Genomic DNA, 20,521 nt, shown 5'->3' with positions numbered 1-20,521 from the left:
GGAAAGTCTTAGAGGCCGAGGCCTTCGAAGCGCTTCTTGAACTTGGAAACGCGGCCGCCGCGGTCCAGCATCTGCTGGTTGCCGCCGGTCCATGCCGGATGCGACTTCGGGTCGATTTCGAGGTTCATGGTCTGGCCTTCCGAACCCCAGGTCGAGCGGGTTTCGTAGGACGTGCCGTCTGTCATGACGACTTTGATCATGTGGTAAGCGGGATGGATATCAGCCTTCATAACAATCTTCCTGCAAGTTCCAGGGTCCAATTGTCGCAAGCCCTTTGCGGGCCATTGCGGCATGGGGACCGAACACGTAAATGAAGCCGCAGACCACGAGAGGAACCACGGCTTCCCAATTTGATGCCGTGCCTATACATGATGGTCATGAGGATAACAAGTACCGCCGGAGCAGACTCGTGCGAGTTTTGCAGCTTCTTCCGGTATTGGAGGTCATGTGTCGAATGAGGTCGTTCAACCGGCGGGACGAAAGTCCGTCCGCCCGCTGGTCAAGCTGCTGCCCTATATCCAGCGCTATCGCAATCTCGTCATAGGCGCCGGCATTTCGCTGGTCGCCGCCGCCGTAACCACGCTGACGCTGCCGATGGCGGTGCGCCGGATGATCGACCACGGCTTCTCCAATTCCGATTCCGGCTTCATCAATACCTACTTCTCGATGCTGATGATCCTGGCGGTCATTCTGGCGCTGGCCAGTGCGGCCCGCTACTATTTCGTCATCACGCTCGGCGAGCGGATCGTCTCGGATTTGCGCCGCGATGTGTTCGACCATATTACCCGGCTTTCCCCCTCCTTCTTCGACGTCAACCAGTCCGGCGAGATCGTCTCGCGGCTGACGGCCGATACGACGCAGATCAAGTCCGCCGTCGGTGCAACGGCGTCCGTGGCGTTGCGCAACATCATCCTGTGTCTCGGGGCCATCGGCATGATGGTCTATACCAGCCCCAAACTGTCGAGCCTTGTGATCGCGGCCATCCCGGTCATCGTCTTCCCGCTGGTCGGGTTCGGCCGCTCGGTGCGCCGCCGGTCGCGCGAGGCGCAGGATACGCTGGCCGCCGCCTCGGCCTATGCCGGCGAGGCGATTTCGTCCGCCCGCACGGTCCAGGCCTTCAATGGCGAAGCCGCCGCGCAAGCGCGGTATGGCCGCGCTGTCGAAAGCGCCTATGAAGCCGCCCGCGCCGCCATCAAGGCCCGCTCGATCCTCACAGCCTTTGCCATCACCATGATTTTCGGCAGCGTCGTTGCCGTCCTGTGGTTCGGCGCACAGGACGTCCTGTCGGGCACGCTTTCGGCCGGCACGCTCGGCCAGTTCCTGCTCTATTCGGTCTTTGCCGCAGGCAGCCTCGGTGCGCTCTCGGAAGTCTGGGGCGAACTGTCCCAGGCCGCAGGTGCCGCCGAGCGCCTGAGCGAACTCCTGGCAGAACAGCCCGAGATCACCGCGCCTGCCCATCCGCTTCCAATGCCGGAACCGGCGGAAGGGGCTGTGGCCTTCGAGGACGTGCATTTCGCCTATCCGTCACGGCCGGGCTACAAGAGCGTCAAGGGCCTGAGCTTTGCCGTCAAGCCGGGCGAAACGGTTGCGATCGTCGGCCCCTCGGGTGCCGGCAAGAGCACGGTCTTTTCGCTGCTTTTGCGCTTTTATGATCCGGTCAAGGGCGCAATCAGCGTCGATGGCGCCGATATCCGCGCTGTCGATCCGGACATGCTGCGCCGCCGCATCGCCATCGTCCCGCAGGACGTGACGATCTTTGCCGCCTCCATCCATGACAATATCGCCTTCGGCCTGCCATCGGCGTCCCGCGAAATGGTCAAGGCAGCCGCCATTGCCGCCCAGGCCGATGAATTCATCGCCAGGCTCGATCATGGCTATGATACAGAGGTCGGCGAACGCGGCATCACCCTGTCCGGCGGCCAGCGGCAACGCATCGCCATTGCCCGCGCCATCCTCAAGGACGCACCTGTCCTGCTCCTCGATGAAGCCACCTCCGCGCTCGACGCAGAGAGCGAAACGCTGGTGCAGAAGGCGCTGGATGGCCTGATGCGCGAGCGCACCACGCTGGTCATCGCGCACCGTCTCGCGACCGTGCTTAAGGCCGACCGCATCCTGGTCATGGATCAGGGCCGGATCGTCGAGGAAGGCACGCACGCTTCCCTCGTGCGTCAGGGCGGACTTTATGCCAAACTCGCCCGGCTGCAGTTCGACTATGACGCTCCAGAGGCAGGCAAGATCGTGACGCTCGGCTAACGCGCTTAACGGTTAATCTTTTACTCAGGGTTGCTCTTCTGGTGCATCGCGTTATGGTTGGAGGCAGAAACGGCGTGAGCCGTTTTGGACAACCAACGCCCCCTGGGAGGAGATTTGAATGGCATTATCACTGTTGAAACGGCGCACTGCCCTGGCTCTTGCGATGGTGGCGGCATCGGCGCTTGCGCTGGGCACGGCAGCCCAGGCGCAGGAATTTCCCGACCGCACGATCACCCTCGTGGTACCGTTTGCGGCCGGTGGCTCGACCGACGTCGTCTCCCGTATCATCGGCCAGAAGATGTCGGAGGATCTCGGCCAGCAGATCGTCGTGGAAAACATCGCCGGTGCCGGTGGCAATCTCGGCGCCGACCGTGTCGCACGGGCAGATCCGGATGGCTACACCATCCTGATGGGAACAGTTGCGACGCACGCACTCAACCCTTTGATCCTGAAGACCAAGCCCTATGATCCGGAAAAGGATTTCTCCCCGGTTTCGCTGCTGGTGCTGGTCCCCAACGTGCTCGTCGTCAACCCGGAACTACCGGCAAAGAATGTCGCGGAACTGGTGGCCCTGCTGAAGGCGGCGCCGGATCAATATTCCTACGCATCTTCCGGCAACGGCACGCCGCTGCATCTTTCCGGCGAACTCTTCAAGAAACTGGCCGGCGTCAGCATGCAGCACGTGCCCTACAAGGGATCCGGCCCGGCGCTGAACGATGTCATCGGCAATCAGGTGCCGATCATGTTCGACAACCTTCCCTCGTCTTCCGGCCATATCAAGTCCGGAACCTTGCGGGCGCTGGGCGTGACCACCAAGGAGCGCGCGGCATCCTTCCCGGATGTGCCGACCATCGCGGAAACCATTCCTGGCTATGAGACCTATACCTGGAATGCGCTCTTTGCCCCGGCAGGCACGCCGAAAGAGGTTGTCGACCGTCTCAATGCTGCAGCCAAGAAGGCGCTTGCCGACCCGGCTGTCGCCGAGCGAATGAAAGAATTCAGCGCCACCATCGTCGCCTCGACGCCGGAGGAACTCGGCACCCATGTGACGGCGGAACTGGCCAAATGGGGCCCGATCGTCAAGGACGCCAACGTCCAGCTCGATTGATCATAAGCAGCTCCCCGGTCAATCCGGGGAGCATTTTCTCTGTGTTCACGCTCCGGCGCTGCGCCCGGCAACCCGTCCTGAAAACAGGCATCCCCCCAGAAACGTGCCTTCCAGCGCATTGTAACCATGCATGCCGCCGCCGCCGAAACCGGCGACTTCGCCGGCCGCATAAAGCCCCGGCACCGGCGCTCCCGACAATTCCAGCACCCGGCCGTTCAAATCGGTCTGCAAGCCGCCCAGCGTCTTGCGCGTCAGGATATTCAACCTGACCGCAATCAGCGGCCCGGCCTTCGGATCGAGCAGCCGGTGCGGCTTGGCCGTCCGCATCAGCCGGTCGCCAAGATAATTGCGCGCACCCCGGATGGCGGTCACCTGCGCGTCCTTGGAAAAGGCATTGCCGATCTCCCGGTCGCGCGCCTCGATCTGCCCGCGCAGATGGTCCAGCGACAGGCGTCCCTCACCGCTCAAGGCATTCATCGCCTCGACCAGATCGTCCAGCCGGTCGCGCACGATGAAATCCTCGCCCTTGTCCATGAACGCCTGCACGGGACCGGGCGGATTTTTACCCAGGCGCTTCAGCAGCAGCGGAATATCCTTGTTGGTCAGATCCGGGTTCTGTTCGGAGCCGGATAGCGCGAATTCCTTCTTGATGATCGCCTTGGTGAGGATGAACCAGCTATAGTCTGCCCCGCTTTTGCGGATCGCCGTCAACGTGCCAAGCGTATCAAAGCCTGGCATGGCCGGTGCCGCAAAGCGGTTGCCGTCGGCATCGCACCAGAACGAGGATGGCCCCGGCAGGATGCGGATACCATGGTTGGTCCAGACCGGATCGAAATTCCTCAACCCCTCGGTATAGTGCCACATGCGGTCCTTGTTGATCACCGAGCCGCGCGCATGCTCTGCGATCTCGATCATCCGCCCATCGACATAATCAGGCACGCCGCTGACCATGAACTTCGGCGGTGGTCCCAGACGATCGGCCGGCCATTGGCGGCGCACCATATCGTGATTGCCGCCGATACCGCCGGAGGAAACGACAACCGCGCCGGCCTCAAACCAGAACTCATCGACCACCTCGCGCGAACTGCGCTGACCGCGCGGCACGCCGTCATTTTTAAGAACCGAGCCGCGTGCACCGGTTACCGCGCCATTGGTCATGATCAATTCATCGACCTGATGGCGGAACCGGAAGCGGATGCGGCCCCTGGCCTCCAGCGCCCGCGCCCGGGCGATAAACGGCGCCAGCACACCCGGCCCTGTCCCCCAGGTTACATGAAAGCGCGGCACGGAATTTCCATGACCGTCGGCCAGGCCGCCGCCACGTTCCGCCCAGCCAACCACCGGAAACCAGCGCATGCCCTGGCTGTGCAGCCAGGCGCGTTTTTCGCCTGCGGCAAAATCGAGATAGGCTTCCGCCCAGCGGCGCGGCCAGAAATCCTCGGGGCGATCGAACTGCGCAGAACCCATCCAGTCCTGGCGGGCAAGATCAAGCGTGTCGCGGATCCGCATGCGCCGCTGCTCGGGGCTGTCGATGAACAGAAGACCGCCAAGCGACCAGAAGGCCTGGCCCCCAAGATTTTGCTCGCCTTCCTGGTCAAGCACGATGACCCGCAGGCCGCGATCGGCCGCTTCGACGGCTGTTACCAGACCCGCAAGCCCCGCGCCGATCACCAGAACATCACAATCCATCGGCATCCTCCGCAATTCCACCTGCGCAGATATTACGCACACGTAAACGTCAGAGCAACGGCGGCAGGACTGGAAAATCGCAAGGGCGGCGGCCGCCGCACCAAACGGCGGCGGCGCCCGTTATTTCTCGGTGAGCTTCAGCTCGATGCGGCGGTTCTGCGAGCGCGCCTCCGGCGTATCGCCCTCGGCAATCGGCTGAAACTCGCCAAAGCCGGCGGCAACCAGACGGTTGGCCGGAACGCCCCTGGAAATCAGGAATTTCACCACCGACGTGGCGCGGGCCGACGAAAGCTCCCAGTTATCGACATAGCGGCCCGTGCCCGAGAGCGGCACATTGTCGGTATGGCCATCGACGCGCAGCACCCAGTTGATCTCGGAGGGAATTTCCTTGGCCAGATCAAGCACCGCCGAGGCGAGCTTGTCCATCTCCTCCTGCCCCGCCGGGTTCAGCTCATTGCCACCGGACGGAAACAGCACTTCCGACTGGAACACGAAACGGTCGCCGACAATGCGGATATTCTCGCGGTCGGAGAGGATTTCACGCAGACGGCCGAAAAAGTCGGAGCGATAGCGGTTGAGTTCCTGCACGCGCTGCGCCAGGGCCACGTTCAGGCGGCGGCCGAGATCGGCAATCTTCGTCTGCGACGCGTTGTCCTTGGCCTCGGACGCCTGAAGCGCGCCCTCGATGGCGGCGATCTGGCTGCGCAATGCGGCGATCTGCTGGTTGAGCAGATCGATCTGGCTCATGGCCCGCGTGCTGACCTGCCTTTCCGCATCAAGCTTGCCCGTGAGGTCGCCGATCTGCTGGTTGGCGCTGTCGGAGCTACCCGCCCCCTGCTCAAGCAGGGCCTGCAGCCGCGAGCGCTCTCCCTCGGAGGTCGCAAGCGAAGCCTGCAGATTGGCCAGCGAATCCTCAAGATCCTGCTTGCCGCCTGTTTCCAGCGCCAGAAGCTGGGTCAGTTCGTTGATCTGGCTGTTCAGCCGGTTGAGCACATCATCCTTGCCGCTGATTTCGCGGCTGAGCAGAAACTGCCCGAGCACGAAGACGCAGAGCAGGAACATGATCGAGAGCAACAATGTCGACAGGGCATCGACAAAGCCCGGCCAGTAATCGACCGTCCTCTGGCTGCGGCCCTTGCGCGCCAGCGCCATCAGTCATTCCCTCCGGTGTCTTCGACGCGGGCAAGCCTTGCTGGCGTTTTGTCCGGATGTGCCGGGACCTTGTCCTGGCCGATCCGTGCCGAAAGCTTGTCGAGCGTCTTGCGCATCGACTTTGCCTCTTCCTGCTGGGCCTCGATCCAGTCGCGCAGCATCTGCTGCTCGCCGCGCATGTTTTTCACCAGGCCCTGAATGCCTTCCGCGAGGCTTGCCATCGCAGCCGTCGTGCGCTGGTTCATGCCGCCGTCCTGGTTGAGCCGGGCCAGCTGTTCCGTCAGCTGACGCAATTCCTCGGGCGCGGCCGCACCGGGCTTGCCGGTGACGGCAATCTGATCGGAACTAACATCGGTCACCGATGACAGCCAGTTTTCAAGTTCGGTGTAGAAACGGTTCTGCGCGCGGCCGGCCTGCAGGTCGAGGAAGCCGAGGATCAGCGAACCCGAGAGACCGAACAGCGATGTGGAAAACGCCGTACCCATGCCCGTCAGCGGTGCGGACAGGCCGGTCTTCAAAGCGGCAAGGACATCCTCTGTGCTTCCCGTTCCGGCATCCAGCGACTGGATGACGGTATTGATCGAGCCGATCGTGCCGAGAAGGCCCCAGAACGTGCCAAGCAGGCCAAGAAAGACCAGAAGGCCGATCAGGTATCGCGAGGTGTCGCGTGATTCGTCGAGACGGGTGGCAATCGAATCAAGAATGGACCGCAGCGCCGTCGTCGAGATCGACATGGAATGACGCTGGCCGATCAGCGCCCGCATCGGCGCCAGCAGCACCGGATCGCGCCCGACCTTCTCGGCGCTGCCGGCAGCGCGGAAGGAATTGAACCAGCGGACTTCCGGCCGCAGGCTGAACACATGGTTGAAAACCAGGAGGACGCCAATCAGCAGAACGCCGAAAATCAGCCCGTTCAGGCCCGGATTGCTTAGAAATGCCGCCTGTGCCTGGCGAAACAGGATGGCAGCCACAAAGCCGACGATGATCAGGAAGATCACCATGGTCCAGAAAAAGACCATCGGGCTCGACAGCTTGTTGGGATTATACCCCTCGTTCAAACCTCCGCCGGCATCCCATCCCGACAGTTCCAATTTCGCCATGGGGTTCTACTCTCCGGTTTGCCAGTGCTGCGGCCGTGCCTGCCAAACAGGTAGGGCGACGCTGGGCGGAGACTAGAGGAACTTTGCGCCAAATTGAAGGGGAAACAACGGGCAACTTCAACAGGATGAAACAGCCGCCCGTTCACACCGCCGCGGGCTTACTTGCCCGGAATGGGGCGATGCAGCACATCATGCAGCGCCTTGCGGATATATTCGTTGCCCGCAACGATGGAACCATCGTCCATCGGCTTGTTGCCGCCGTCAATATCGGCGACCCAGCCGCCGGCTTCACGAATGAGAAGAATTCCGGCTGCCAGATCCCACGGCATCAGGCCGCGTTCCCAGAAGCCATCAAACCGGCCGGCAGCCACATAGGCGAGATCAAGCGACGCCGCGCCCATGCGCCGGACACCGGCGACTTCGCCCATCACATGGCGCAGTTCGACCAGGTAGGTGCCATGATTGGCAACGCCCAGATGCGGTGTTCCGGTGCCGATGACGGCATCGGACAGGTTCTTGCGGGCAGCAACGCGCAGACGGCGGTCGTTGAGGAAGGCTCCACCGCCACGCTCGGCCGTATAGAGCTCATCGGTCGCCGGATTGAGAATGACGGCAGCAACGACTTCACCCTGACGCTCAAGCGCCACCGAAATCGCAAAATGCGGAATGCCGTGCAGGAAATTGGTCGTACCATCGAGGGGATCGACGATCCAGCGATGCGCACCATCGGTGCCGGCGATCTCTTCGCTTTCCTCGCCAAGGAAGCCATAGGTCGGGCGGGCCTTCAAAAGCTCCTCGCGCAGCACCTTTTCCGCCTTGCGGTCGGCCTGCGAAACATAGTCGCCCGGTCCCTTCAGCGAAACCTGCAGGTTCTGCACTTCGCCGAAATCGCGCGCCAGGGACTTGCCGGCCTTGAATGCGGCCTGAACCATGACATTGAGAAGAGCTGAGCGTGCCATTTTGGCTTTCCTTCGAAACAGAAAACCGGCCGCAGGAACGGCCGGAGAAATTCAGATATGCCGCTGCGGATCAGTCCGCGCGGCGGAGATAGGTAATTTCATTGGTATCGACCAGAATGCGCTCTCCAGTCTCGACGAACGGCGGAACCATGACGCGAACGCCATTTTCCATGATCGCCGGCTTGTAGGAGGACGCAGCCGTCTGCCCCTTCACCACCGGATCCGCTTCCGCGATCGTCAGAACCACCTGGTCGGGCAGCGAGATCCCGATCGGCTTCTCGTCGTAGAGCTTGACCGTCACCATCATGCCGTCCTGCAGGAAGGTGGCGCGATCGCCGACGAAATCCTTCTGCAATTCCAGCTGTTCATAGCTCTCATTGTCCATGAACACCAGCGCGTCGCCCTGTTCATAGAGAAACTGGAAGTCTTTCAGTTCCAGGCTGACCAGTTCAACGGTTTCCGACGAGCGAAAACGCTCGTTGAGCTTGGTGCCATCGATCAGGTTCTTCAGTTCAACCTGATTGAAAGCCCCACCCTTGCCGGGCTTGACGGTGTTGCACTTCACAGCAGCCCATAGACCGCCATTGTGCTCGACCACGCTGCCGGGGCGAATTTCGTTGCCGTTGATTTTCATGGGGAGCATTCCCTAAAGAACCGAGAGCCGCCCCTACGGCCAGCCAATCCGGCGCTTCAAGACCACAAAACCCCCGAAAGTTCAAGTCTTGCCGCAGAAACTCTGCTTACGAAGAGCGGTATTTGTTGGCAGCGCTGATCGCCGCTTTCTGCTCTTCATCCGTAATACCCAGATAGAAATCCTCAAGCGACGGGTCCTTCAGCCCGGCCCGGCGCGACAGGATATACCATTTCGCAGCCTCGATCGGATCGGGCCGCGTGCCGATCGCATTGATATAGAGATGCGACAGCTTGTTCTGCGCCACGACATTGCCGCCGGCGGCAGCCCGCGACATCCACTTGAAGCCTTCTTCCAGATTGCGCTCGCCGCCAATGCCATCGACCATCCAGATAGCAAGATCGAGCTGCGCGGTATCATAACCTGCTGTTGCGGCTCTCAGCAGCCAGTCGCGCGCCTTCGCCCGCTTGCTGTCATCGATGCCATCGACATTCAGATAGATCTGCGACAGGGCGTATTGCGCATCCGCAATCCCCTGCTCTGCCGACTTTTCATAATAGGGAAGTGCAGCCTTCAGGCCCTTTTCGCCCGGCATGTCGGCGACCAGCAATTGACCGTAGTTGAACTGCGCCGAAGAATTGCCGAGATCGGCAGCCTTCTTCATCAGCTCTTCCGACCTTTTCTTGTCACGCGCGACATCGCGGCCTTCCATCAGGAGCAGCGCATATTTGAACATTGCCGCCGGATCACCGGAATTGGCGGCCTGGCCATACCAGAACGCCGCATCTTTTCTGTTGCGGGCGACCCCGAGCCCCTGCGAGAAGATTTCCGCAACCAGCGTCTGCGCTGCCGCATCCCCAAGTTGGGCACGCGGCAAGGCCAGTTCCATCGCCGTCAGATAATAGCCGCGCTGAAACGCTCCATAGGCATCGTCGGCCTTGCCTGCAAACGGCTTTTCCTGCGGCAAGGCCGGCAGTTCGGCACCCATCCGCTCCAGAACATTGACGCCAGTCGAGGGCTCCAGCTTCTTGGCATCGGCCTTTTTCGCCTCGTCATCAGCCTTCTTTGCCGCTTCGGGAGATTGGAAGGCCGGAATTTCGCCCTCCGGAAGTGCCGCACCGTTGAACGGCGTGATGCGGCCGCGCTTCTCAACCACGCCTTCATCGTCCTGGACGACAGCCGGTGCGCCACCGTTGACACCCGGTGCGGCATCGCTGACGCCCGGCAGCGCATCGTCGGCATGAAGGCCGGATGGCACAACCAGAAACGCCGCCCCTAGCAAAAGGAGATGAATGCGGCGCAGCGATGGGAAAGGACGGATCAACATGTAAATGTCTTAAGCTTCAAACCGTGGCGCTTTTTCGTCCAGAAGCGCATTGACGCTCGCAACGATCGCAGGCGCCTGTTCCGGCTCCGCAAACACCGCGAGACGCAGGGCGACGAACTCGGCTCCGCTCTCGGCAACGGTCAGCACCGATTCCGGATCGGTACCACCCATGACGATGCAGGGAATTTCGATCATCGAGGCCCACCACTCGGCCAGCGCCACGTTCTTCGGATGCGCTTCCGGCTTGATATCGCCATCGACCTTGCCAAAAAACACATAATCCGGGCGGATTTCACCCATCTCCAGCGCATGATGACGATCGGTGGCATTGCCGCCGCCGACGATCAGCTTGGGGGAAAATTTTTCCATCGCCTCCGAAAGGTCGGCCGCGTTGCCGGTTACATGCAGGCCATCGGCCTTGGCCCGGCCCGCAACCCGCGTATCGCCCGCAACCAGGGCCGCAGCCCCCGCGCCCTGGATCAGCGGCACCAGGATTTCGGCATGTTTCTGGAAGGTCTGATCGTCCAGCCCGTATTGCGGCACGATCACCGAGGCCACATCGCCGCCGCGCAGCGCACCGCTTAGAATTTTCGCGCGGCTGTCCACATCGGCGATATCCGGCACGATCAGGACCAGGCGGCAGCGATTGTCTGTATTGCTCATAATGTCTCTTGTTCCGGTGAAATGCGCGGCCGCGCATCACACCTACTCGATTTCGATCTGCAAAAGCGATAGACCCTAGCGGCAAAAGGATCAACCGATACCCATGCTTCCCGATTTTGAATTCTATGCCATCGCCATTCCGGCGGTCCTGCTCGTCGGCTTTGCCAAAGGCGGCATGGGCGAAGCGCTTTCTCTGATGGGCGTGCCGCTTCTATCGCTCGCGGTCTCGCCGGTGCAGGCGGCAGCCCTGCTTTTGCCAATCCTGATCGCCATGGATCTGGTGGCGCTCTGGACATGGCGAAAGCATGGCGACATGACGACGCTGAAGATCCTGTTGCCCGGCGCCCTCATCGGCATTGCCATCGGCTGGGCCACGGCGGCTTACGTCCCGCGCGATGCGCTGAGATTGATCATCGGCGCGATCACCGTTCTCTTCGTGCTGCGCTACGTCTATAATCTCTGGCGTGCGCGCCAGGGCGTCGTCACACCCGCCAAGCCGCAGCGGCCGGTTCAGGCAACATTCTTCGGCGGCCTTGCCGGCTACGGCAGCTTCGTCGCCCATGCCGGCGGCCCGCCCTTCCAGATCTACACATTGCCGCTAAAACTGCCGCCGCGCGAATATACCGGCACGATCGTGCGGTTCTTCGCCATCCTCAACGCCGTCAAGCTCATTCCCTATTTCGCGCTCGGACAGCTCGATCTCAGCAATCTGACCACATCCCTGACGCTGTTTCCGCTTGCAATGCTGGCAACCCTGGCCGGGGCCTGGGTGGTCCGGCGCATGCAGCCGCAGGTGTTTTATCCGTTCATGTATACGATGGCGTTCCTGGCCGGGTCGAAGCTTGTCTATGACGGAATTATCGCGCTGGCTGCAGGATCATGATTATCCGGCGCCGGATCGCTCCTCAAAATGATCAAAAATGCGCGCTAAAATTGCACAAATGATGTAAAATTCCATACTGCACTGCACAATTCCGCTTGCCGGACGCTGCGAATTCTCCTAGCTTTCGCCCATGTCCAACGCTGATCCTTTCGATGCGATCTCTGACCCGAACCGGCGGTATCTGCTGGAGGAATTGCGGCGCGCGCCGCGCACGGTCAATGAACTTGCCGAGGGATTGCCAATCAGCCGTCCTGCCGTATCGCAGCATCTGAAGGCCTTGCTGGATTCAAATCTGGTCTCCGTCTCCGCCAGCGGCACGAAACGGATTTATGCGATCAACAAACCGGGCTTTGACCGGGTCAATCTCTGGCTGGATCAGTTTTGGTCATGAAGGATTTGAGGCCCAGGACGTTCAGAGGGCCAGACATCGGGAGACTAAAACCTGCGGAGTTTTGGCGAACGTCATGTCCGCGCCAGCCAACTCCGCTTATCGACAACGCCTTGAACCCGGCCTTCAAAATTCGCTTTGGCTATCCGGTGGTCAATAGATGCGCTGGAACAAAAGTCTCCCGATGAATGAGATTGTCTTAGCTTATCAGTGAGTTGAAGAGCGAATCTTCTCGATTTCGTCCTTCAAGCGCAGCTTGCGGCGCTTAATGTCAGCAATGTGCTGATCCTGGACAGACGGCTGGGTCAGGGCCGAGTGGAGCTCCTGCTCCAAAACACCATGTTTTTTCTCAAGCGTTGCAAGATGAGCCTCAATTGTCATGTGGCAGTCCCTTCCTTTTGCTTGCACCCGATCGGTAAATGCCGGGTTTCCACGTATTAACCGAGATAGTGTGCCATGCTATTTTTCATTTGTCGAAGGCGAATTCATGGCGAAGGATAACTTCCCGTTACCAACAATTCTGTGCTAGAGCGACGCTCGATTTATGGGGAACATTGCATGCCAGATCAGGATCAGGCCGAACTCAGACTGAGCGTAGCGCGGCTGAGGCAGGAACATGAAGACTATGATGTTGCGATCAACGCTATGATCCAGACGGGCTGCGATGCCCTGCGCATCCAGCGGATGAAGAAGAAGAAACTGGTCATCAAGGACAAGATCACCAAGATCGAAGACATGATCATTCCCGATATCATCGCCTGAACCCGTGCGTGTCCGGATAAGGACATGCTGAGAACGCTCCGGCCGGACCTTCGGCCTTGAACCAAGCGGAACGAACAACGTGACGAAAGCAGCAACCCCGCCCGTCGCCATCATCATGGGCAGCCAGTCCGACTGGGAAACCATGAAGAATGCCGCCGACACGCTCGACGCCCTCGATATCGCCTATGACGCCCGTATCGTTTCGGCACATCGCACGGTCGATAGGCTGATCAATTTTGCCAGGGGCGCGCGCGACGAGGGTTTCAAGGTGATCATTGCTGGTGCAGGCGGTGCGGCCCATCTGCCCGGCATGACGGCTGCGATGACGGCCCTTCCGGTATTCGGCGTTCCTGTCCAATCCAAGGCCCTTTCCGGTCAGGACAGCCTTCTCTCCATCGTCCAGATGCCGGCCGGCATTCCCGTCGGCACATTGGCAATCGGCCGCGCTGGCGCCATCAATGCCGCCCTTCTTGCTGCCGCCGTTCTGGCGCTGAGTGACCCCGACCTTGCCGACCGGCTGGACGACTGGCGCGAACAGCAAAGTGCGGCGGTCGCCGAATATCCCGTGGACCAGGCATGAGAACGATCGGCATCATCGGCGGCGGCCAGCTCGGCCGCATGCTGGCCATGGCGGCAGCCCGGCTGAATTTCCGCACCGTCATTCTGGAGCCGCAGATCGACTGTCCGGCAGCACAGGTCGCCAATAGCCAGATCGTCGCCGCCTATGATGACGCAGCCGCTCTGGAACGGCTTGCCGGCGAATGTGACGTCGTCACCTACGAGTTCGAAAACGTTCCCGTCGATGCCGCCGAGCGTTTGTCGCTAACCCTCCCCGTCTATCCGCCGCCACGGGCGCTTGAGGTGTCGCAGGACCGGGTGAGCGAAAAGCAGTTTCTCAACGGCTGCGGCATTGAGACCGCACGCTTCCACCCGATCGGCAGCCAGGACGATCTGGAACGGGCACTCGCCGACTTCTCGGGCCAGGGTGTTCTGAAAACCCGCCGCCTCGGCTATGACGGCAAGGGCCAGCGCGTGTTTCGCAGCGCAGCCGACGACCCCGCCGGTGCATTCCTTGCCCTTGGCGGCGTTCCCGCCATTCTCGAAAGCTTCGTGCCGTTCGAACGCGAAATCTCCATCATCGCCGCGCGCGGCACCGACGGCACCATCGCCTGCTACGATCCGGCCGAAAACATCCATCGCCAGGGCATTCTCCACACCTCGACCGTTCCGGCCGGGATCAATGACGCAACGGCCGAGGCTGCCCGTCTGGCCGCCACGGCAGTGCTGACGGCGCTTGGTTATGTCGGCGTCATCGGCGTCGAGTTTTTCGTGCTTGCGGACGGCACGCTGATCGCCAACGAGATCGCTCCGCGCGTCCACAATTCCGGCCACTGGACGGAGGCGGCCTGCGTGGTCTCGCAGTTCGAGCAGCATATCCGCGCCGTCACTGGACTGGCCCTGTCGGACGGTGCCCGCCATTCCGATTGCGTGATGCAGAACCTGATCGGCGACGATATCGGCGACCTGCCGGCATGGCTTGCAAAGCCCAACACGCTGGTTCACCTCTATGGCAAGACGGAAGCGCGGCCGGGGCGCAAAATGGGGCATGTCACCTGGCTTGCCTGAGGGTTTAACCCACAGAAAAGCCGCCAAACGCTGCGAAAACAGGCTCTCTGCGGTTGACACGTTTACGATGCCGGGTTATTTGCCTGCCACCCTAAGAGCGCGCTCGGCCTTAACGGTCTGCAAGCGCGCTTTTGATTGTTAAAGACCGGCGAATTCAATTCGCCGAAACTGCGGATCAGAAAAATGAAGATCAAAAATTCGCTTAAGTCGCTGAAGGCCCGTCACCGCGAAAACCGTCTGGTTCGCCGCAAGGGTCGCGTCTACATCATCAACAAGCTGAACCCGCGCTTCAAGGCCCGTCAGGGCTGATCCATCGTGCGCGCCGGAAGTCTGTGCTTTCGGAACGGCAACGCATGGATCGAGTGCGCTCGCGGACGCTTGCTTGCAACACAGCAGGCTTCCCAAACGGTTCATCGGTTTGATGTCTCAAATTTGATTTGATCTTCGGCCATGGCAGGCTACCTTATCTGCCATGGTTAAACTCATGTCTTCATCTTTGATTCTCGCTGGCTTGCTGGCCGCATCTGCCGCCGGCACCCTGCCCGCCCTCGCCGCTGACGCGGCTCAGGCCTCGGTCACGTCTGAATTGACGACGCCCAAGCAGCGGATCGACACACTCTTTACCGAACTGAAGCGGGAACGCGATCAGGACAAGGCACGCGAGATTTCCAACCGGATCCGTGTGGAGTGGCAGGAATCCGGCAGCGCCACCACCAATCTCCTGATGCAATGGGCTGCCAAGGCTGTCGAAACAAACAAGCAGGCCGCAGCGCTCGATATTCTCGACCAGGTCATCGCCCTGTCGCCAAGCTATGTCGAAGGCTGGAACCAGCGGGCAACGCTGCATTACCAGATGGGCAACTACCGCAAGTCCATGTCCGACATCAACCGCGTGCTGGCGATCGAGCCTCGCCATTTCGGCGCGCTTGCCGGCATGGCCGCCATCCTCACATCATCCGGACAGGATGAACTGGCGCTGCGCGCCTGGGAACAGTTCCTCGATATCTATCCCGCCGACCGCAAGGCGCAGGAACAGCTTGGCACGCTTGAAGAAAAACTTGCCGGCAACCGCACATAATTCCGCCTTCCACGCGAAACCGCAGCGCCCTCATCTTCGTATCGGACGATAACCGAGCCATCCGGCCGATCGGCCTGCGCGAAGAAGAGTGATTGATGAAGTTTGTTTTCAGGAAAGTCATGCTGGTCTTTGCATCCCTGTTTCTCGCCGTCCTCGTCACAGGGTTTGGTTTCAGCGCCTACCAGGCATCCGCCTTCGAGCGCGACAATCCCAATAGCGGCGAGCGGATCGATGTCGGCGGCTACAAGATGAACAGCGTCTACGTGCCCCGCCCGAAGAACGCCGATCTTCCCACCCTGGTCTTCATCCATGGCGCAAGCGCCAACCTGCGCGACCCGATGGTCGCCTTCAGGAGCAAGCTCGAAGGCCGCGCCGATATGCTCTTTCTCGACCGTCCCGGATTGGGCTTTTCCGATCGCGGCGGCCCGCAAAATGCCTATCCCGACGGTCAGGCCGATGCGATCGCCGCCCTGATGAAAAAACGCGGCATCAAGAAAGCCATCATCATCAGCCATTCCTTCGGCGGCGCCATCGCGGCTACCTTCGCATTGAACCACAAGGACATGGTGGCAGGCCTCCTGTTTTTATCCCCCGCCACGCATCCCTGGCCGGGCGGCATCGAATGGTATTACGGCATCACCAAAACGCCGGTGCTCGGCTGGCTGTTTGCCACTCTGGTGGCGCCGCCGATCGGCCTTGTCTCGATCGACAAGGCAACCAAATACGTCTTTGCGCCCAATCCGCGCCCCGACAGCTATATCGAAAACACCGCCGCCTATCTGGCGATCAGACCGGCCGCCTTTCGCAACAACGCCATCGATATCGCCAATCTGCTGGAATACGTGAAGCGGGTCGCGCCGCGTTACAAGGAAATCAAGGCCCCGACCGTGATCATCACCGGCGATGCCGACCGCGTCGTCCTGCCGGAGATCCACTCGCGCCAACTGCACGAGGCCATCACGGGATCGACCTTGCTGCGTATTCACAATCTCGGCCACAAGCCGGATTACATCGTCACCGACCTGGCAATTTCAGCCATCGAATCGCTGGCGGGCAAGAAGCGTGACCTCAATGCGCTGGCGGCCAAGGCGCAGGCCCGTATCACCGTCGTCGACTAGCGCAATGGAACACCTTGCCGCCAGCCCCATGCAAGCTGGCGATTGCACGTTGCGGCCTCAATCCGGAGGCCATTCATGCAAGTTGGCAGCATTGCCACCACCTATCCCTTCCGCACCACGACAGCGGCGGGAACTGCGCCGGGTGGAGTGGCTAGCGATCCACAAAGCCTGCGGGACCGCGCACTCGACTTCTTGAAAACCACCGCCGAAGCGGATGCAGACAGCATCAAGGCACGCGCCAAGCAAAGACTTGAGGACGCCAAGACCCGGCTGGACTATCTGCGCCGCTGGAATTTCGATCCGGAAGTGCTGGCCCGGCAGGCTGGCCACCTGGCCCGCGAAGTGGGCGCGGCAGCCAAGGATTTTGCTGCGGCAGTGCACGCCGGATCAAACACCGGTGCAGCAGCGTCCGGCCCCACAGAGGCGCAAACAACGCTTGCCGGGCAAACCGATGCGCAAATAGCCGATACGGCCGGCAGCGGCGAAGATGAAACGTCTTTTGCCCAGAAGGCCTATCAGGACATGATGGCGGACGGCACCGATCAAAAGACCCTCTCCGCCGATGACCGCAGGACGCTTGAGGAATTCAAGGCCGTGGCGCAGGAGATCAAGGCGCTGCTCGAAGAGGCGCTGCGCCGTCTGCGCGCGCAAAAGAATGCCGACCAGAATACCATTACAGACGCACAGACATCCGGCGAAAGCCTGACCCAGGCAATCCAGGGCGTGAAGAGCGCGCTCGGCAGCGGCTCTCCCGCCGGGGTCACGGCCGCGATCCCCATCAGCATCACCATCTGACCGGATAGGCCGCGAAACAAAAAACCGCCGGATCGCTCCGGCGGTTTTTTTCATGAATACGGGACAAACGTCAGACGCCGCTCAGGCCATCCGAGCCGATATAGGCGATCCGCAGCATGTTGGTGGCGCCCGGTGTTCCCAGCGGCACGCCGGCCGAGATGATGACCCGGTCGCCGGGTTTGCCGAAGCCTTCGGAAGCAACGATTCGGCACGCGCGGTTGACCATGTCGTCGAGATCGGTCGCATCGGAGGTGACCACGCAATGCAGGCCCCAGACGACGGAGAGACGGCGGGCCGTCTGGATGACCGGGGAAAGCGCCAGGATCGGAACCTGCGGACGCTCACGCGCGGTGCGCAGGCCCGTGGTGCCCGACGACGTGTAACAGACGATGGCCGAAAGCTTGAGCGTCTCGGCGATCTGGTGGGCAGCCAGCGAAATCGCGTCGGCACCGGTAGCCTCAGGCGGCGTGCGCTGCGCGTAGATGATGCCGGGATAATGCGGATCGGTTTCGATCTTGCTGGCAATCGACGCCATCGTCGCAACCGCTTCCACCGGATAGTCACCCGAAGCGGATTCGGCTGACAGCATGATCGCGTCAGCGCCTTCGAACACGGCGGTCGCAACGTCGGACACTTCGGCGCGGGTCGGCACCGGCGCCGAAATCATCGATTCCAGCATCTGCGTGGCGACCACGACCGGCTTGCCGGCGCGGCGGGAGGCGCGGATCAACTGCTTCTGCAAGCCAGGAACGGCCTCGAGCGGCATTTCCACGCCCAGGTCGCCACGGGCAACCATCAGCGCATCGGAAAGCTCGATGATCTCGTCGATACGCTCGATCGCCTGCGGCTTTTCGATCTTCGACATCAGGCCGACACGGCCGCGCGAGATCTTGCGCACTTCGGACAGGTCTTCCGGACGCTGAATGAACGACAGCGCGACCCAATCGACATCTTCCGTTTCGAGAACCGCATCAAGATCGGCACGGTCCTTTTCGGTCAACGCACCGACGCTCAGCAGCGTATCGGGAAGGCTTACGCCCTTGCGGTCGGAAATCTTGGTGCCGGCGATCACCGTGCAGACGATGCTCTTGCCATCGGACGCATCGGCGCGCAGATGCAGCTTGCCGTCGTCAATCAGCAGGCGGTGACCGGCCTTGACCGATTCAAGGATTTCCGGGTGCGGCAGGAAGACGCGCGTCGCATCGCCGGGCTCGTCCTTGTTGTCGAGGGTGAAGGTCTGGCCGGGAACCAGATCGACCTTGCCGGCGGCGAATTTGCCGACGCGCAGCTTCGGGCCCTGAAGGTCGGCGAGAATGCCGATCGGGCGGCCGCAGCGCGCCTCGACATTGCGGATGCGCTTGATCAGCGTGCGCATCATGTCGTGGCTGGCATGGCTCATGTTGATCCGGAAAAGATCAGCCCCCGCCTCGTGCAGCTTCTGGATCATCTCTTCTTCGCCCGATGCCGGTCCGAGCGTTGCGAGGATTTTGACTTTTCTATTCCGCTTCATCAGTTGTGGCTTTCTTGAGTCCCTGGGGTATCGGACAACTGAACCATCCAGCTTCCCTGACGCCCCGTGTCGTATTCCTTGAAGCCCATCCGCTGAAAACCGCGTGCGAAACAGTCCTGCACGCCGGTCACCTTGAACTCGTTTTCGGCGACGCACATGTTGACGTCACCGGTCCAGCGTCCACCGCGCGCCGCATCTTCAGCATAGAGGTAATAATATCGTGATTGGAGTTCGCCCTCGATCAGGGTCGCGCATGTCGTCGCCGGAACCTGCCACCACCCTTCGGTGATCCAGCCCTCCTTGGCGCGATAGCCGATGGCCACGCCGACCAGATTCTGGGTACCATTGCAGACACGGAATTCGGCGTGCGCTTCACTTGCGATCAGGGCCGGCGAAAACGCGGTCAGAACGAAGAGGAGAACAGCGCTTAAAGACCAGCTCCGCAGATTCAGCCTGGAGAAAGGATATCTGGACACGGTTTCCAATGGGTCTCCGTTGCGATTTGTCGAGGGACTTTCTTGCGACGGTGGGGCCCGAATGTCAACGCGGGTCTAATCGATTACATTCGGGTTTTTATTGTCGGAAAGATCGTAAAATAGCCATTACCTTGCGATTGCTGCCACAGCATGCCATCAAATTCCGTCAAGAGTGAAATGAGTTGATACTGTATGCCGGAAACATCGTCTTTCGAGGTCATTCCAGGAAACAATCAAGCCGGGCTGGTTCTGCTCGCCGATCATGCGACCAACCGCCTGCCCGCAGAATATGGCGGGCTCGGACTTCCTGAAAATGCCTTTGCCCGTCACATCGCCTATGATATCGGCGTCGAGCCGCTGGTGCGCAGGCTCGCCATGCGGCTTGGCGTTCCCGCCGTGCTCAGCTGTTTTTCAAGGCTGCTGATTGATCCGAACCGGGGCGAAGACGATCCGACGCTGATTATGAAGATTTCCGATGGCGCCATCATTCCCGGAAACCACCCGATCACAGCGCAGGAATGGGAAACCCGCCTCAACCGGTTCCACCGCCCCTATCATCGCGCCGTCTCGCAAACCATCGCCGATGTCGGCGCAGCCAGCGGCAAGGCGCCGCTGGTGATCTCGCTTCATTCCTATACACCGGCCTGGAAGGGCGTGCCCCGCCCTTGGCATACAGCCGTTCTCTGGGACAGCGACCCGCGCGCGGTCACGCCGCTGATCGAGGCGCTGGAGGTTTCCGGCGATATCCTTGTCGGCGACAACGAGCCCTATGACGGCGCGCTGCGCGGCGATACGATGTTTCGCCATTGCATGGAAACCGGCCTTGCCCACGCCCTGATCGAAGTGCGCCAGGACCTGATCGGTGACGATAGCGGCGTTGCCGAATGGGATGCCCGGCTCGGACCAATCCTTGCAAATTTGAATGCCCGCCCCGAATTGCACGAAATCAGGCGCTATCCGTCGCGGACCGGACCCTATGCGTTCTGACAGTGGAAAGAGACCG

Annotated in this window: 23 protein-coding genes; 12 read left to right on the top strand and 11 right to left on the bottom strand. The window is 61.0% G+C overall.

The genetic code is table 11. The features are described from left to right. Positions 1-8: 8 nt before the first annotated feature. The gene (gene rpmE / locus ASD32_RS17925) at positions 9-230 is read right to left on the bottom strand and encodes a 50S ribosomal protein L31 (protein ID WP_037099961.1); all 222 of its coding nucleotides are present in this window, start codon (positions 228-230) and stop codon (positions 9-11) included. A 217-nt stretch (positions 231-447) separates the two neighbouring features. Here rpmE and ASD32_RS17920 point away from each other — a divergent pair, with 217 nt between their 5' ends. Beyond that, the gene (locus tag ASD32_RS17920) at positions 448-2,253 is read left to right on the top strand and encodes an ABC transporter transmembrane domain-containing protein (protein WP_082546808.1); all 1,806 of its coding nucleotides are present in this window, start codon (positions 448-450) and stop codon (positions 2,251-2,253) included. 118 nt (positions 2,254-2,371) lie between these two features. Continuing rightward, the gene (locus ASD32_RS17915) at positions 2,372-3,361 is read left to right on the top strand and encodes a tripartite tricarboxylate transporter substrate binding protein (RefSeq protein ID WP_060639381.1); all 990 of its coding nucleotides are present in this window, start codon (positions 2,372-2,374) and stop codon (positions 3,359-3,361) included. A 45-nt stretch (positions 3,362-3,406) separates the two neighbouring features. Here ASD32_RS17915 and ASD32_RS17910 read toward each other — a convergent pair whose 3' ends face one another. From ASD32_RS17910 to ASD32_RS17880, 7 genes are all read right to left on the bottom strand, one after another. Further along, complete coding sequence (locus ASD32_RS17910; protein ID WP_060639380.1) at positions 3,407-5,050, bottom strand: FAD-binding dehydrogenase; 1,644 nt, start codon at positions 5,048-5,050, stop codon at positions 3,407-3,409. Between the two features lie 120 nt (positions 5,051-5,170). Beyond that, positions 5,171-6,202, bottom strand: a complete 1,032-nt coding sequence (locus tag ASD32_RS17905) for a peptidoglycan -binding protein (protein WP_060639379.1) — start codon at positions 6,200-6,202, stop codon at positions 5,171-5,173. Then, the gene (locus ASD32_RS17900) at positions 6,202-7,302 is read right to left on the bottom strand and encodes a MotA/TolQ/ExbB proton channel family protein (RefSeq protein ID WP_060639378.1); all 1,101 of its coding nucleotides are present in this window, start codon (positions 7,300-7,302) and stop codon (positions 6,202-6,204) included. Before ASD32_RS17900 ends, ASD32_RS17905 begins: the two co-directional genes overlap by 1 nt. A gap of 158 nt (positions 7,303-7,460) precedes the next feature. Continuing rightward, positions 7,461-8,261 (bottom strand): inositol monophosphatase family protein, encoded by an 801-nt coding sequence (locus ASD32_RS17895; RefSeq protein WP_060639377.1) that lies wholly within the window; start codon positions 8,259-8,261, stop codon positions 7,461-7,463. A 70-nt stretch (positions 8,262-8,331) separates the two neighbouring features. Continuing rightward, a complete protein-coding gene (gene efp, locus ASD32_RS17890) occupies positions 8,332-8,895 on the bottom strand; it encodes an elongation factor P (RefSeq protein ID WP_060639376.1) in 564 nt (187 codons plus the stop codon). A gap of 106 nt (positions 8,896-9,001) precedes the next feature. Continuing rightward, positions 9,002-10,219 (bottom strand): tetratricopeptide repeat protein, encoded by a 1,218-nt coding sequence (locus tag ASD32_RS17885; protein ID WP_082546807.1) that lies wholly within the window; start codon positions 10,217-10,219, stop codon positions 9,002-9,004. A gap of 9 nt (positions 10,220-10,228) precedes the next feature. Next, positions 10,229-10,882, bottom strand: a complete 654-nt coding sequence (locus tag ASD32_RS17880) for a thiamine phosphate synthase (protein ID WP_060639375.1) — start codon at positions 10,880-10,882, stop codon at positions 10,229-10,231. A 103-nt stretch (positions 10,883-10,985) separates the two neighbouring features. On the opposite strand from ASD32_RS17880, the gene ASD32_RS17875 reads away from it, so the two are divergent. Both ASD32_RS17875 and ASD32_RS17870 read left to right on the top strand, forming a co-directional pair. Then, positions 10,986-11,765, top strand: a complete 780-nt coding sequence (locus tag ASD32_RS17875) for a sulfite exporter TauE/SafE family protein (protein ID WP_060639374.1) — start codon at positions 10,986-10,988, stop codon at positions 11,763-11,765. A gap of 130 nt (positions 11,766-11,895) precedes the next feature. Then, a complete protein-coding gene (locus tag ASD32_RS17870) occupies positions 11,896-12,156 on the top strand; it encodes a metalloregulator ArsR/SmtB family transcription factor (protein WP_060639373.1) in 261 nt (86 codons plus the stop codon). Positions 12,157-12,360: 204 nt separating this feature from the next. Here the strand turns inward: ASD32_RS17870 and ASD32_RS29035 are convergent, their stop codons facing one another. After that, positions 12,361-12,534 carry a DUF465 domain-containing protein gene (locus tag ASD32_RS29035; protein WP_037099985.1) on the bottom strand — a complete coding sequence of 58 codons (174 nt, stop codon included), beginning with the start codon at positions 12,532-12,534 and terminating at the stop codon, positions 12,361-12,363. Between the two features lie 177 nt (positions 12,535-12,711). Here ASD32_RS29035 and ASD32_RS17865 point away from each other — a divergent pair, with 177 nt between their 5' ends. The 7 genes from ASD32_RS17865 to ASD32_RS17835 all read left to right on the top strand — a co-directional run bounded on the left by ASD32_RS17865 (position 12,712) and on the right by ASD32_RS17835 (position 17,532). Continuing rightward, on the top strand, positions 12,712-12,915 hold the full coding sequence (locus ASD32_RS17865; protein ID WP_060639372.1) for a DUF465 domain-containing protein: 204 nt from the start codon (positions 12,712-12,714) through the stop codon (positions 12,913-12,915). Between the two features lie 115 nt (positions 12,916-13,030). Further along, a complete protein-coding gene (purE, locus tag ASD32_RS17860; protein WP_060639577.1) occupies positions 13,031-13,495 on the top strand; it encodes a 5-(carboxyamino)imidazole ribonucleotide mutase in 465 nt (154 codons plus the stop codon). Then, positions 13,492-14,541, top strand: coding sequence for a 5-(carboxyamino)imidazole ribonucleotide synthase (locus ASD32_RS17855; protein ID WP_060639371.1), 1,050 nt, complete (start codon positions 13,492-13,494; stop codon positions 14,539-14,541). The genes purE and ASD32_RS17855 overlap by 4 nt, the downstream gene beginning before the upstream one ends. A 183-nt stretch (positions 14,542-14,724) precedes the next feature. Further along, on the top strand, positions 14,725-14,850 hold the full coding sequence (gene ykgO / locus ASD32_RS17850) for a type B 50S ribosomal protein L36 (RefSeq protein WP_034855034.1): 126 nt from the start codon (positions 14,725-14,727) through the stop codon (positions 14,848-14,850). Between the two features lie 175 nt (positions 14,851-15,025). Then, positions 15,026-15,619, top strand: coding sequence for a hypothetical protein (locus ASD32_RS17845; protein ID WP_156383218.1), 594 nt, complete (start codon positions 15,026-15,028; stop codon positions 15,617-15,619). Between the two features lie 95 nt (positions 15,620-15,714). Beyond that, positions 15,715-16,737 (top strand): alpha/beta hydrolase, encoded by a 1,023-nt coding sequence (locus ASD32_RS17840; RefSeq protein ID WP_244490192.1) that lies wholly within the window; start codon positions 15,715-15,717, stop codon positions 16,735-16,737. Between the two features lie 75 nt (positions 16,738-16,812). After that, complete coding sequence (locus tag ASD32_RS17835) at positions 16,813-17,532, top strand: hypothetical protein (protein ID WP_060639368.1); 720 nt, start codon at positions 16,813-16,815, stop codon at positions 17,530-17,532. A 70-nt stretch (positions 17,533-17,602) separates the two neighbouring features. Here ASD32_RS17835 and pyk read toward each other — a convergent pair whose 3' ends face one another. Further along, complete coding sequence (pyk, locus tag ASD32_RS17830; RefSeq protein ID WP_060639367.1) at positions 17,603-19,042, bottom strand: pyruvate kinase; 1,440 nt, start codon at positions 19,040-19,042, stop codon at positions 17,603-17,605. Continuing rightward, complete coding sequence (locus ASD32_RS17825) at positions 19,042-19,449, bottom strand: DUF1036 domain-containing protein (protein WP_244490200.1); 408 nt, start codon at positions 19,447-19,449, stop codon at positions 19,042-19,044. The genes pyk and ASD32_RS17825 overlap by 1 nt, the downstream gene beginning before the upstream one ends. 261 nt (positions 19,450-19,710) lie before the next feature. On the opposite strand from ASD32_RS17825, the gene ASD32_RS17820 reads away from it, so the two are divergent. Continuing rightward, a complete protein-coding gene (locus ASD32_RS17820) occupies positions 19,711-20,505 on the top strand; it encodes an N-formylglutamate amidohydrolase (RefSeq protein ID WP_060639366.1) in 795 nt (264 codons plus the stop codon). The last annotated feature ends 16 nt before the right edge of the window (positions 20,506-20,521 follow it).

It is taken from the genome of Rhizobium sp. Root483D2, from assembly GCF_001426685.1.
Taxonomy (GTDB): Bacteria; Pseudomonadota; Alphaproteobacteria; order Rhizobiales; family Rhizobiaceae; genus Pararhizobium; species Pararhizobium qamdonense.
Note: the sequence above shows the minus strand (reverse complement) of the source record. Positions and strands in the feature narration are given on the sequence as shown.

Excerpts from the sequence above, each read along its gene's own strand:
- ASD32_RS17845 (WP_156383218.1), top strand. The coding sequence starts at position 15,026 with ATGTCTTCATCTTTGATTCTCGCTGGCTTGCTGGCCGCATCTGCCGCC.
- ASD32_RS17820 (WP_060639366.1), top strand. The coding sequence starts at position 19,711 with ATGCCGGAAACATCGTCTTTCGAGGTCATTCCAGGAAACAATCAAGCC.
- ASD32_RS17885 (WP_082546807.1), bottom strand. The coding sequence starts at position 10,219 with ATGTTGATCCGTCCTTTCCCATCGCTGCGCCGCATTCATCTCCTTTTG.
- ASD32_RS17865 (WP_060639372.1), top strand. The coding sequence starts at position 12,712 with ATGCCAGATCAGGATCAGGCCGAACTCAGACTGAGCGTAGCGCGGCTG.
- ASD32_RS17900 (WP_060639378.1), bottom strand. The coding sequence starts at position 7,302 with ATGGCGAAATTGGAACTGTCGGGATGGGATGCCGGCGGAGGTTTGAAC.
- ASD32_RS17835 (WP_060639368.1), top strand. The coding sequence starts at position 16,813 with ATGCAAGTTGGCAGCATTGCCACCACCTATCCCTTCCGCACCACGACA.
- ASD32_RS17855 (WP_060639371.1), top strand. The coding sequence starts at position 13,492 with ATGAGAACGATCGGCATCATCGGCGGCGGCCAGCTCGGCCGCATGCTG.
- ASD32_RS17915 (WP_060639381.1), top strand. The coding sequence starts at position 2,372 with ATGGCATTATCACTGTTGAAACGGCGCACTGCCCTGGCTCTTGCGATG.
- ASD32_RS17840 (WP_244490192.1), top strand. The coding sequence starts at position 15,715 with ATGAAGTTTGTTTTCAGGAAAGTCATGCTGGTCTTTGCATCCCTGTTT.
- ASD32_RS17875 (WP_060639374.1), top strand. The coding sequence starts at position 10,986 with ATGCTTCCCGATTTTGAATTCTATGCCATCGCCATTCCGGCGGTCCTG.
- ASD32_RS17895 (WP_060639377.1), bottom strand. The coding sequence starts at position 8,261 with ATGGCACGCTCAGCTCTTCTCAATGTCATGGTTCAGGCCGCATTCAAG.
- rpmE (WP_037099961.1), bottom strand. The coding sequence starts at position 230 with ATGAAGGCTGATATCCATCCCGCTTACCACATGATCAAAGTCGTCATG.
- ASD32_RS17910 (WP_060639380.1), bottom strand. The coding sequence starts at position 5,050 with ATGGATTGTGATGTTCTGGTGATCGGCGCGGGGCTTGCGGGTCTGGTA.
- pyk (WP_060639367.1), bottom strand. The coding sequence starts at position 19,042 with ATGAAGCGGAATAGAAAAGTCAAAATCCTCGCAACGCTCGGACCGGCA.
- ASD32_RS17880 (WP_060639375.1), bottom strand. The coding sequence starts at position 10,882 with ATGAGCAATACAGACAATCGCTGCCGCCTGGTCCTGATCGTGCCGGAT.
- ASD32_RS29035 (WP_037099985.1), bottom strand. The coding sequence starts at position 12,534 with ATGACAATTGAGGCTCATCTTGCAACGCTTGAGAAAAAACATGGTGTT.
- efp (WP_060639376.1), bottom strand. The coding sequence starts at position 8,895 with ATGAAAATCAACGGCAACGAAATTCGCCCCGGCAGCGTGGTCGAGCAC.
- purE (WP_060639577.1), top strand. The coding sequence starts at position 13,031 with ATGGGCAGCCAGTCCGACTGGGAAACCATGAAGAATGCCGCCGACACG.
- ASD32_RS17905 (WP_060639379.1), bottom strand. The coding sequence starts at position 6,202 with ATGGCGCTGGCGCGCAAGGGCCGCAGCCAGAGGACGGTCGATTACTGG.
- ASD32_RS17870 (WP_060639373.1), top strand. The coding sequence starts at position 11,896 with ATGTCCAACGCTGATCCTTTCGATGCGATCTCTGACCCGAACCGGCGG.
- ykgO (WP_034855034.1), top strand. The coding sequence starts at position 14,725 with ATGAAGATCAAAAATTCGCTTAAGTCGCTGAAGGCCCGTCACCGCGAA.